We start from the raw sequence: 12,462 nt of genomic DNA on the forward strand, positions 1-12,462 counted from the left end.
CGCTATTTTTTTACTACAGTAACTTTAACAGGGGCGCCAGCTTTTAATGCCATTGCACCCGTAGTCAATACCGTATCACCAACCTTCAGCCCAGAAGTAATTAAAATACTTTCTGCTGTTCTGGTACTGGCCTCAACCGGTACCTGTTGTGCTTTTCCGTTCTTACTTACAAAAACTGTTTTACCTTTTAAAACAGGAATAATGGCTTCATTAGGAATTAGTATAGCATCTTTAGCCGTGCTAAGTGATAACTTTATTTTCGCGAAAGATCCAGGTAGCAATTCCCCGTTCGGGTTAGTTACTAGTGCTTTAATCTGTAAAGTTCGGGTTTGGGTATTTACTCCTGGTTCCAGTGCAAATACTTTTCCAATAAAGGTTTTAGAATAGCCGTCTGTAGTAAAGGCAACGTCGCTGTTTTCTTTAATCTGTCCAATATACTTTTCAGGAACTGAGAAACTGATTTTTAGCGGATTGATGCTGGAAAGATTGGCAATCATTGTAGCTGGTGTAAGGTATTCTCCTACAGAAATACTCCTTAATCCAATCTTTCCACTAAACGGCGCATAGATGGTTGTTTTAGCAAGCTGTGCCCTAATCAATTGTGTTTGTGACCTCAAAGATTGTAAATCGGCCAGGGAGGTATCGTATTCTTCCTGACTAATAGCACCCTTATCAAGCAGTTGCTTAGCACGGTTTTCATTGGTAGCAGAAAGCTTCTGTTTAGTTAGCGCCTCCTGTAATTGCGCCTGTATATCACGGTCGTTAATCTTTATTAGCAAGCTGCCCTTTAATACGCTAGACCCTTCCTTAAAATTAATGCTGGTTACCAATCCTGATACTTCGCTTCTTAAGGAAACCGCTTCGTTTGCTTCAATTGTTCCTGTTAACTCCAGGTTGTTGGTAAAATCAGCAGCCTGTACTACAATTCCTTCTACCTGTAATCCTTTGCCTGGATCTCCTTTTGCACCAGATTGACTTTTACCTTCTCCAGCTATTTTTCTATTAGAAGTGATTCTGTAGTAAATTAAGTAGGCCAGCCCTAGAGCAAGCAAAACATAAATGATGTATCTTATTTTCATATAGCTGAATAGTCAAAATCAAGGCAAAAATATTCAAAAATGATGCCTTGCGTACGTTGTATTAAGTATGTTACAGCCTCTAAATTGCATTGGGGAGCTTTTGATTGCATTAAAGCACTAATTTATCTAGGTTTGTTGCGGTTAAATAAGCTAGTTATGAGCAGGAGAGCGTTAGGGTTAATATTAGTAATATTATCGATAGGTATGGTAGGTAAGTCGCAGGTTAAAATTGGTTTCGAGGTGAGTTTTGTTGAGCCTCAAGCTCATTATGTAGAAGTCGAAATGAATATTTCTGGGTTGTTGAAAGACTACTTGGATGTAAAAATGCCTGTTTGGGCACCAGGTTCTTATCTGGTAAGGGAATTTGCGAAAAGTGTTGAGGCGTTCAGTGCCAGTGCTAATGGTAAACCTTTGAAGTTTGAAAAGGTACGTAAAAATGCCTGGAGAATACGCTCTGCAAAAGCCAATGCCATAAAAATTAAATATCGGGTATATGCCTTTGAAATGTCGGTAAGAACCTCGTTTATTGATGATACGCATGCATTTTTGTCTAGCACTTCAATTTTTATGTATCCAGATGGTCAGCTTAAACTACCAAGTACCGTAAAAATCAATCCTTTTGCGGGCTGGAGCAAAGTATCAACCGGACTAGAGCCCGTAGCTGGCACTAAGTTTACTTACATGGCATCTGATTTTGATGTTCTTTTTGATAGCCCGATTGAGGTGGGCAACCAGGAAGTTTTTGAATTTACTGCCTCAGGAGTTAAGCATGAAGTGGCGATGTATGGCATGGCCAATTATGATCAGGAACGTTTGAAAGTTGATATGCCAAAGGTGGTAGAACAGCTAACTTCCATTTACGGAGAAAACCCCAATGAACATTACACGTTTATCGTACATAATCTTAGTGCAGGAAGTGGTGGATTGGAACATCTCAATTCCACAGTTCTTGGTGTAGCCAGAGATTCTTATGGAACAGAAAAAGGTTACAAGGGGTTTTTAGGGCTAGTAGCACATGAGTACCATCACCTATGGAATGTAAAAAGGTTGAGGCCAATAGCGCTCGGTCCGTTCGATTATGATAATGAAAATTATACGACAAATCTATGGGTGGCAGAGGGATTTACTTCCTATTTTGAGAATAAAATTATGCTGCGTGCCGGTTTTCATACTGAAGCTGAAACAGCACAGACGTTTGCAACAGGTATTGAAGCAGTTTATAATAAACCTGGAGCGAAAGTACAGTCGGCCGCCGAAGGGAGTTACGATGCCTGGATTAAAAGTTACCGTCCAAATGAGAACTCTGGTAACACTACCATTTCTTATTACACAAAAGGTTCTGCTATTGGGACTTTAATGGATCTGGAGATTGCACATGCCACAAAGGGAGCTAAATCTTTGGATAATGTAATGCACGATATGTACCATCAATATTATAAGAAATTGGGTAGGGGATATACAGATGCTGAATTTAAGACTATGGTTGAAAAAGTCAGTGGTATTAGCTTTACTAATTTCTGGAGTAAGTATGTGAATGGCACAACAGATATTGATTATGATAAATACATGGGTTATGCAGGCATTCTGGTAACAAACGAAAATTTAGGGAACCAGGAACCCTACCTTGGTGTGGCCTCAAAAAAAATCGAAGGTTTGTTTATGGTATCTTCAATGTTGCGTAATTCTGCAGCCTGGACAGGAGGTTTAAATGTTAATGATGAAGTGATCACTGCTGATGGTATTCCTTTAAATGTAGTTCTAGAAAAGATGCCTTTAATTGCTACCAAGAAGGTTGGTGATATTATTACATTGATGATTAGACGAGATGGTATTGTTAAAGAAATAAAACTTACGTTAACAGCTAACCCCAATGTTAAACTAGTTGCTAAATTTGATGATACTGCAACAGAAGAACAACTCAAAGTAAGGAAAGCTGTGTTCTATTAACAACAACCTTCTTTACTCCTGCATCTATTCTCAAACCAAGGCCGGTTTTATAATTTTGGGCATTTACCTTAGAGGTACTAAACGTTAACAATGTAGCGCATGCAATAAAGTAAAAAACAATCTTTTCATAATGTATCAATTTGTAATTTGTAAAAGGTTCTAGTTTAACAACTATTATGCCTAACGCAGTTTTTGTTTAACTGAAAGAACAATGATATAATGAAAGTTTATCCTATCTTAGAGATGTTAACAACCATCCCATAGTGTTCAAATCTGTTTATGAAACTAAACGGATTTTAATAACAATTGAACAGCTTGCTTTCATGAAGAGAGTACCAAGCATTATTTAATGAGCATAATGAAGGATAAATTAAAAATATTACATCTTGAAGATTCTCCAGACGATGCAATACTTGTTAATCGTGCGTTGAAGAAAGGGCAACTCAATTTTGAGATTAAAGTGGTAGATACGAAGGAAGATTTCTTAAAAGGAATAGTTGAATTTATACCCGATGTGATATTGTCAGACCATTCATTACCTACATTTAACTCTTACGAAGCCCTAACAATTTTTAAACAGAGTGATTTAAACATTCCTTTTGTACTCATTACAGCAACCATTTCAGAAGATTTTGCTGTTGATATTATGAAGCGTGGCGCGGATGACTATGTACTGAAGGATCGGCTGGACCGACTACCGTTAGCCTTGCAAAGTGCGCTTGCTAAATTTAAGCTCGCTAATGATGTTAGAGAAAACCTGAAGGTTATTGATGCGATTGCTGAAGAAAAGAACATTATCCTTGAAAGTATTCAGGATGGTTTCTATGCGCTGGACAAGAACTGGATCGTTACCTATTGGAACAAGGAGGCTGAACACCTATTAGGCAAAGGACAGGTTGATATCATCGGGAAAAATATTTGGGAGGAATTTCCTGATTCCGTTGGTTCAATATCCTATGTTAATTATCATAAGGCAGTTAGGGAAAATACAGCACATCATTTTGAAATATATCATGAAGAGATAAACGTATGGCTGGAAGTCATTGCTTATCCTTCAGCTATCGGGCTTTCCATCTATTTTAAAAATATAAATGAAAGAAAGGTGGCAGATTTGGAAAGAATGAACATGATTAAAGACATATTGCAGCGTAATAATGAGTTGGAGCAATTCTCTTACATTGTTTCTCACAATCTACGAGCTCCTGTAGCTAATATTTCAGGTCTGGCAAATGAGCTTAATCAGGAAAATCTAAGCGAAAATGACATTGCAGACTTGAGCAGGCATTTGATCAGTTCTGCGGGAAAGTTAGATAGTGTTATCGTAGACCTTAATAACATCTTCCATCTTAAAAGAGACATTAGTGAAGGTAAAGAGAATGTCGGTTTGTCCGCCATTGTACTAGATATTTTAAAAGGAATATTGACACCTGCAGAGCGCGCACTGCTTACGGTTGATTTGGATGTTGCTGCCTGGGATAGCATCTGGACTACAAAGAGTTATTTCTACAGCATTTTTTATAATTTAATATCAAATAGCCTTAAGTATTGTAGGACAGAAATACCCGTGGTAATTAAAGTGAAGACAATAAAGACAGAAAAGACAATGATTGTGACTTTTGAAGACAATTGCCTTGGGATAGACTTGTTAAAACATGGTGATGATCTTTTTGGACTTTATAAGCGTTTTCACCAGCATGTAGATGGTAAAGGGATGGGCTTATTCATGGTGAAAACCCAAATTGATACCCTCGGAGGAAAAATTAGTGCAACGAGTGAAGTCAACGTTGGCACCACATTTAAAATGCAATTCAATATTGAGGAAAGTAAGTTAATCCCTTAAGGATTTATTTGGTTTTAATGCAAAGTACAGTGCCAGTAAAGTTCCATAACTGGCCCCACGCTCTACCCATTCAAATACTTCCCACTGCGGATATAGAAGTTCTGAGCTAATTTTCCATACCAAGAAAAATAATATTACTGGTCGCAATGGCTTTATCAATATTATAACTGCCCCAGCAATTTCTATTACCCCTGCAATAGTAGCCGTTAGTTGTAAATTTTTAAACCCAAGTACTGAATACTGAGCAAGTAGCCCCTTCTTCTCTAATAGGTTAAGCCATCCGTGGCCAATGAGCAAAATGGCTGCTGTAATTTTTAAAAATAATATGACTCTTTTTAAGCTTTCAGGTGAAAGCTTAAGAGGTATTTCTAATTTTTTATCCCATCTGCTAAAGCCGTTTTCTCCATCGCATAAAACTAAAAGTGTTAATGGTGCGCCGAAATTTCCTGCCCGTTCTAAAAATTCTGCAAAAGGTTCTCCTGAAAGTGGACGAAGAGATGCCGTTATTACACCCCATATGACCAACCATATTAGGATTGGTTTTACTGGATATATTAACAAGATTAGGCCCATCAATATGTCTATGAACCCTATAATCGGCATTAATCGATATGCCATTAACTGATCAATGCCTACTACAGCAAAATAATTGCACCAAACCGTTTTTGTAATAATTCCAAAAACGCCATGCCCAATAAGGCACATGCCCGAAGCAATCCGCAGCGTATAATAGATTTTTTTTTCAGTTGTCAAGATTGAATTTGTCTCTAAAAGGTCTATATTTATTGTCACCCAAGTATAAAACAAAATAATGAAAAAACTAATAGTTTGCTGCACTTTGCTATTCTGCTTAATGAGCTGCAAAAAGGAAATGGACCCGAAACTTACAAATAAGGATATCGCTAAGGTTCTGGAGGAGATGACGCAGTTGATGATTCACGATGTAACCAATCCACCGCTGGCCGCTAGATTTTATTCTTATTCCTGTCTTTCGGGATATACCGTTATGGCTTTGAATGATTCAAGTGTTTTATCATTTAAAGGAGTATTAAATGATTTTCCAGAAATTACCAAGCCACTAGATTCAGGGCTATATTCCACTTCTTTGAGTGCGATACTTGCCATGACTGGTACCGCAAAAAAAATGCAGCCATCTGGTAAGTTGTTCGATGCTTTTGAGCAGAAATTTTTGGACTCTTGCAGGAAAATAGGCTTCTCAGATGAAATTATTGCGCATTCACAGTCTTATGCCAATCAGATCATTAAACAAATCATGCCTTATGCAAAGAAGGACAAGTACAATAGGATTAGTAATTACCCACGTTACACACCAAGTAACACTGAGGGGAGTTGGTATCCTACTCCTCCGGCATTTTTTGCCCCTGTAGAACCGTATTTCAATACAGTCAGACCATTTTTTATTGACTCAGCTTCACAATTCGTATCAATTCCTCCAACTCCTTATTCTAAGGATAAGAATTCAAAATTTTATAAAGAATTAACCGGAATCTATAAAGATGCTGGGAGTGGGTTAAGTAAGGAAAACAAAGAAATAGCTGGATTTTGGGATTGTAATCCATTTGCATTAAAGAACCAAGGACATTTAATGGTTGGGATGAAGAAAATCTCACCAGGAGCACACTGGATTGGTATAACCGGTATCGCCTGCCAAAAAGCAAAAGTTAGCTTTTCAAAAACCATGGAAATATATACAGTCATATCTATGGGGCTTACTGATAGCTTTATTGCTTGCTGGGACGAAAAATATAGGACAAACAGAATACGTCCGGAAACAGCGATTAGAAATCTTATAGATCCTAACTGGAAGCCGATGCTTCAAACGCCGCCCTTCCCTGAATATATGAGTGGACATTCACATATATCATCAACAAGTGCAACTATCCTTACCTATTATTTTGGTGATAATTTCAAGTACACAGATAATGTAGAAGAAAAATATGGACTTAAATCTAGAAAATTCGCCTCATTCCTTACAGCGTCAAAAGAGGCCGCTATAAGCAGATATTGGGGAGGCATCCATTTTAAAGATGGCATTGAAAATGGAGTTTCCGTTGGTATTGAGATTGGTAAGCATATTGTTAACGAACTAAAAAATAATCACATCAAACCCCTGGCCGAAACAAAATAGCCAATTGCCAAAAGGCATAAGCCCCTGTTTAAGAAGAGCCTTAGCCTTTCGGCTTTTTAAAAAATGTCAAAGAACTTTTTCACATGCATCACTGCTTGCTAACATCGCGTTGTGTATTACAAATTTACCCAATAACGGGGTACTAAAAAAGGTCATATGACAGAGGTTTGTACATCATTTGACTTGTTTTGGTACGTCATATGACCGATAAATGGTACAAAATAAAGATTATTAGTGTCTTATGGAATCCATCTTCAAAACCTAATTCCATTATGGAATTCTTATGAGCAAGGATGGGAGCGGGTTTTAACATCTACTATACTTGATCGAAACATGTACCATACTTCTTCGCAAAAAGGCACCTATTTTGTGTAGAAGTATCGAACTAGTTTGGTTTGAGTATAGTTTTAGTGTAGACGAAGGGTAGTCGCGAGTGCTTATCAAAGAGTATTTGCTCAATTGACTATTATCCGCTTTGAAATATTTCTGGAGAATTGGGAGATTGTATTAAGTGGCATCCCCCCCGAAAACTGATATTAAGTTCAGGGAGGGATGCTACTTTATTACTTTTTCTGTGCTGACAGGAATGTAATCAGCGAAGCGAATTCTTCATACGACAATGAATTTGCCATGCCTGTAGGCATCATAGATGTTTCAAGTTCTTTGCGTTTCAGGATGTCTGCAGTTTTGATAGTGGATACCTGACCTGAAATATCGCGAAGTGTAATTTTTTCTGCTGATTCTGCAGTTACAAAGCCCATATAACTCTTATCGCCCTTAGCAGTGATTTCTACTGTTGCAAATCCTTGTGAGATAGAGGCATTTGGTTTAAGGATAGATTCTGCAATCTGCTCACGATTCATTATAGAGCCAATCTGGCCCATAAATGGACCTTTTAGAGGCTCGCCCTTATTGATACTATGACAAGCGATACAGCCTTGCTTCGTAAAAAGACCTTTGCCTAAGCCAGCATCTCCTTTAATTTTTGCCATAGCCAACATTACATCCTCAATTGAAGACTCGCCAATCTGGCCTTTCTTGTTTCTGATCTTTTCTAAATCAACTTTTACCTCATCTTTGGCTACCTGAGTTTCCTCACCTCCAAATTCAGCAATGCCCATTTGGTTTTTTTCATTGAGATCGGCAAACCACTGTTTGTCACCCATACCACCTTGTGCAAATACACCAGTAAGGAATTTTTTAATTACAGGTGACTGTTCCCAGTCTACCGCTTCGTAGTAAGGACCATGACCATCTGGACGTGTGCTCCACCAGGTAGTACCCATGTAAGGTGCTTCAATTTTATAAAGTCTGGCTAATGTGGTTACTATTCCTTTTTTAACGGCAGGTTGATCTGATTTTTGGTAAGCTAAGATTAAACCATTTACTGCTTTTTGACTGTGCATATAACGTAATGCCCATAACGCAATGGTAGAATTGCTGGAGCTGATTGCCTGAACGCATGCATCTGTAGCGTTTAAGCTAACTAATGCCTGAACAGCTAGGTGTGCCGGTATGATGGCTGAATTTGGTGTTGCATGTGGTCCTTCTGTGTTTTTTGCAGGGGCAACAAAAGAAGCCGGTACTTTTACCTGGAGTAATGCAGGTATCGCCTCTGGGTTCCCCAATCTACCTAAAGCAATGGTTGCGGCCGCCTGAATCCTTGCAGAAGGGTCATTTAATGCCGCTAAAAATGGAGCTATTGGCACATTTTTTACTGTAGGTTTTCTATCAGCCAATGCACGCAGTGCGAATTCTTTAACATCGTTTTCTGCGCTAAGCTTTACCAAGTTTGTAATTCCGGCTTCGCCGGTTAATTGGGCATAAGCAAAAATACCTGCTACGCGACTGTAAAGCGGGATGGTTTTGTCTGCCGCAATTTCCCAGGATGCTTTAATGGCATCTTTAGCCGTACGGGTAAGCAATTCTTGCTGGGCATTAACCCTCGCAACAGCACTATTTGACTTAATTAAGGTTACTAATGCTTTTATAGAAGCTTTTTTAAGGTCAGGAAAAGCCTTGTATTTCCACCCTTTCGGAACTGCGCGAACGATGAATCCTTTATCCGGACTACCCGAATAGCCTGCGCCGTCCCATGCGGAAAGGTATAAGCGGCCTGAACCATCTACATCAAGATCGGTAATCTGATTCAGTTTAATAAATTCTTCGTCTTTCTGGGTAAAACTTGCGCCATCTGGTGTTACACGGTGAATGTATAGCAGGCTGTTACCCCAGTCGGCCATCATCGGTACATGGTTGTATTTATCTGGCCAAGTAGGCTCATCCATAAAAAGACAGCCCGTTCCAGAACCGCCACCAACATCTACTAATCCGGGTAGGATTTCTTCGGTAAAGTTTTTAAATAACAGCGGATAGCCGTATTCTCCCGACTGGATATGGTGACTGAACCTGATGTTCCAGCCGCCACCATCGTTCGTATTGTCGCGGGTAAAAATATTCATATAAGCGTCAATGGCTACATCGTAAATATTACGCGTTCCATGGGTATACAATTCCATTTCCCGGCCGTTTGGTCTAACACGTACAATACCACCGCCGTGTAAGGTAAGCTTAGTCCCATCGCGGTCTACCGCATTATAAAATCCAAAGTCTCCTGCAGCAATGTATATCCATCCATCAATACCCAGGCGGATACCATTGGTGGCGTGATCTGTGCCCCTGCTTTGTACAAATTTAGGAGAGCTGATGTTTTCTATCAGTGGCTGAGAGGCCCCGTCTGCTACACCATCATTGTCTTTGTCTTCAAAAACGACAAGGTCCATGCCTTTTGCAATGCCTGTTTCTTTAGAAAAAGTAGTGTGTAACACATACACCTTGTCGCCCACAGCAATAATACCCCTTGGGTTATCTACCGCTGCAAAAATGGTGTGTTTATCTATCTTGCCGTCATTGTCGCTGTCAATCAGCTTAACAATACTACCCTTTCCAGGGTCTTTACCAAGAGAGCCGATCTTATCTACACCTACAAAAACTTCCCCTGTTGGCGCTACTGCCAGGCATGCCGGACTAGGGGTTAGCTCTGAGCCTGCAAAATTGGTCAGGCTAAGTTCGCCGGGCCATTTGGAAGCATTTCGTGGTGTATCTAGAAGTACACCTATCTGACTCTTTTCAAGAGTATTAAAATTGGATCCGCTTATGCTGAAACCGATAAGGGCCAGGAAAGCATAAATAATGAGTAAATGGATTTTAAACATGGTTACATTTGATTGTTACTCAAACTTAAAGAAAATTATCAAATTTCTGTAGATTCTCCAATGTAAAAATTGCGCTATTGCATTAAAATACCAATGGATAAGATGGAGAATAGTTAACTGATTTTTGAGTTTTGCTGGTTTGGATTTTTGCTGCATACGTAAGATATGAATATTGCATTTCTTAAAGAATTTCCAAAAGAATAATTATTAGCTTTAACACAATAACCAAATTCATAAATATAAGCTGCAAGGTATGGCCGTAACGATAACGAGGGTTTTTGATCTGCTTCAGTATAATCTGGAGAACTTCCCAAAAAAGGATTTTATAAACGGCAAGATAAATGGCGCTTGGAAGAATTATGACACTGTAGAGTTTTGCAATACGGTTGATGCGTTGAGCAGGGGCCTGTTGGACATTGGAATTGCTAAAGGATCCAGGGTAGCGGTGATGTCTCATAACCGGCCGGAGTGGAACATTGCTGATTTTGCGATTATGCAGCTAGGGGCTTATCAAATACCATTGTACCCAACCTTAGCCGGTAATGATATTAAATTCATATTAGAAAATGCAGAGGTATCTGTAGTATTCGTGGCAGACGAAGCCCTCTATACTAAACTAAAACCTGTTTGTGACGGCTTAGCCAATGGTATAAAAATATTTACGTTTGACGAGGTAGGAGGGGCAGATCCGTGGACTCAGCTAACTGGTAAAGGGGCCTTAATGGAGCACGTTGACCTTAATATATATCGGGAGCAGGTTGCTCCAGATGATATCCTTACCCTCATCTACACCTCAGGCACAACGGGTACACCAAAAGGTGTAATGCTAACCCATAACAACCTGGTAAAGAACTTTCAAAATTCTGCTGTCTTGCTTCCCGAAGGGATTAAAAAAGGATTGAGCTTTTTACCACTATCACACATCTTTGAACGCATGGTAGTGTACCTGTATATGTATTGTGATACCTCCGTATACTATGCAGAAAGCATGGATACCATTGTAGCAGATATACAATTTGTGAAACCTAATGCCTTCTCTACCGTTCCCAGGTTGCTGGAAAAGGTATATGAAAAGATTATGGAAAAGGGTAAGGCCTTAACAGGACTAAAAAAAGGTCTGTTTTTTTGGGCAGTATCAATAGGAGAACAATATGAGTTTGAGAATGGCTGGTTCTATAAAGTAAAACTGGGTGTTGCGCGTAAGCTGATATTTAAGAAATGGCAGGAAGCACTTGGAGGTAATATTTTAGTAATCATATCTGGAGGAGCAGCGCTAAACCCAAGACTGGCCAGGATATTTTGGGCTGCAGATATGCCTGTTTTTGAAGGCTATGGATTAACAGAGACCTCGCCGGTAATTACGGTAAATTATTTCGGCAATACCAAATTTGGTACTGTTGGTCCGGTGATTAGAGGTATGGAGGTAAAGATAGCAGAGGATGGTGAAGTGCTTGCCCGTGGCCATGCCATAATGAAAGGTTATTATATGCATGATGACCTTACTACTGAGACGATTGATCAGGATGGCTGGTTCCATACCGGAGATATTGGTCAGCTGGTTGATGGAAAGTTCTTAAAAATAACAGATCGGAAGAAGGAGATTTTTAAAACTGCGGGAGGTAAATATGTAGCGCCGCAAATGTTGGAAAATAAATTTAAAGAAACCATCTTGGTAGAGCAGGTAATGGTGCTGGGAGAAAATAGGAAGTTTCCAGTAGCATTAATTGTTCCCAATTTTGGGGCTTTAAAATCCTGGGCAGAGAAAAAGGAAATACCTTATACTACAGACCAGGAAATGATAGTTAATCAGCAGGTGATTGATAAGTTTCAAAGTATTGTAGAATATACCTGCAAGGATTTTGGTAAATGGGAACAAGTAAAACGCTTTGCACTACTGCCTAAACAATGGAGCATTGAAGCAGGTGAGCTTACGCCAAAATTAAGTTTAAAAAGGAAGGTAGTTCTCGAGAATAATAAAGATATTATCGAAAAAATCTACCACGATGCCGAAAACTATAAGACACCTTAGAGTTTATGTGGAAGATGGTGCGCTGGATTGCCTTAGCGCAACTAAGTTAGTTGATAAAGGATATCTGCTGAAACCGAGTGGCGGGATAGGGCGTGTAGATGCCATTTTAAAAACCAAATGGGGATATTACCAGGGGGGAGCAGATCCCCGGGGTGATGATCTATATTTGGGTTGGTAGCCTTTTGTTTGTATAGAATTAAGCA

The 12,462-nt window shown here is 39.3% G+C and carries 8 protein-coding genes; 5 read left to right on the top strand and 3 right to left on the bottom strand.

What is annotated here, in order from left to right:
- Window positions 1-2: 2 nt before the first annotated feature.
- Window positions 3-1,079: an efflux RND transporter periplasmic adaptor subunit gene (locus tag ACVWYN_RS11515; RefSeq protein WP_457289012.1), complete on the bottom strand. Its 1,077-nt coding sequence runs from the start codon at window positions 1,077-1,079 to the stop codon at window positions 3-5.
- Between the two features lie 156 nt (window positions 1,080-1,235).
- Here ACVWYN_RS11515 and ACVWYN_RS11520 point away from each other — a divergent pair, with 156 nt between their 5' ends.
- Both ACVWYN_RS11520 and ACVWYN_RS11525 read left to right on the top strand, forming a co-directional pair.
- A complete protein-coding gene (locus ACVWYN_RS11520; RefSeq protein ID WP_457289013.1) occupies window positions 1,236-3,026 on the top strand; it encodes a M61 family metallopeptidase in 1,791 nt (596 codons plus the stop codon).
- 358 nt (window positions 3,027-3,384) lie between these two features.
- Window positions 3,385-4,866 carry a sensor histidine kinase gene (locus tag ACVWYN_RS11525; protein ID WP_457289014.1) on the top strand — a complete coding sequence of 494 codons (1,482 nt, stop codon included), beginning with the start codon at window positions 3,385-3,387 and terminating at the stop codon, window positions 4,864-4,866.
- Here ACVWYN_RS11525 and ACVWYN_RS11530 read toward each other — a convergent pair.
- Complete coding sequence (locus tag ACVWYN_RS11530) at window positions 4,855-5,619, bottom strand: hypothetical protein (protein WP_457289015.1); 765 nt, start codon at window positions 5,617-5,619, stop codon at window positions 4,855-4,857. The genes ACVWYN_RS11525 and ACVWYN_RS11530 overlap by 12 nt on opposite strands.
- A 58-nt stretch (window positions 5,620-5,677) precedes the next feature.
- Here ACVWYN_RS11530 and ACVWYN_RS11535 point away from each other — a divergent pair, with 58 nt between their 5' ends.
- Complete coding sequence (locus tag ACVWYN_RS11535) at window positions 5,678-7,015, top strand: vanadium-dependent haloperoxidase (RefSeq protein ID WP_457289016.1); 1,338 nt, start codon at window positions 5,678-5,680, stop codon at window positions 7,013-7,015.
- Between the two features lie 563 nt (window positions 7,016-7,578).
- On the opposite strand, the gene ACVWYN_RS11540 is transcribed toward ACVWYN_RS11535, so the two are convergent.
- On the bottom strand, window positions 7,579-10,230 hold the full coding sequence (locus ACVWYN_RS11540) for a DUF7133 domain-containing protein (RefSeq protein WP_457289017.1): 2,652 nt from the start codon (window positions 10,228-10,230) through the stop codon (window positions 7,579-7,581).
- A gap of 253 nt (window positions 10,231-10,483) precedes the next feature.
- On the opposite strand from ACVWYN_RS11540, the gene ACVWYN_RS11545 reads away from it, so the two are divergent.
- A complete protein-coding gene (locus tag ACVWYN_RS11545; protein WP_457289018.1) occupies window positions 10,484-12,259 on the top strand; it encodes an AMP-dependent synthetase/ligase in 1,776 nt (591 codons plus the stop codon).
- Window positions 12,234-12,437, top strand: a complete 204-nt coding sequence (locus ACVWYN_RS11550; RefSeq protein WP_457289019.1) for a hypothetical protein — start codon at window positions 12,234-12,236, stop codon at window positions 12,435-12,437. Before ACVWYN_RS11545 ends, ACVWYN_RS11550 begins: the two co-directional genes overlap by 26 nt.
- Window positions 12,438-12,462: the final 25 nt, after the last annotated feature.

Source organism: Pedobacter sp. UYP24, from assembly GCF_054057295.1.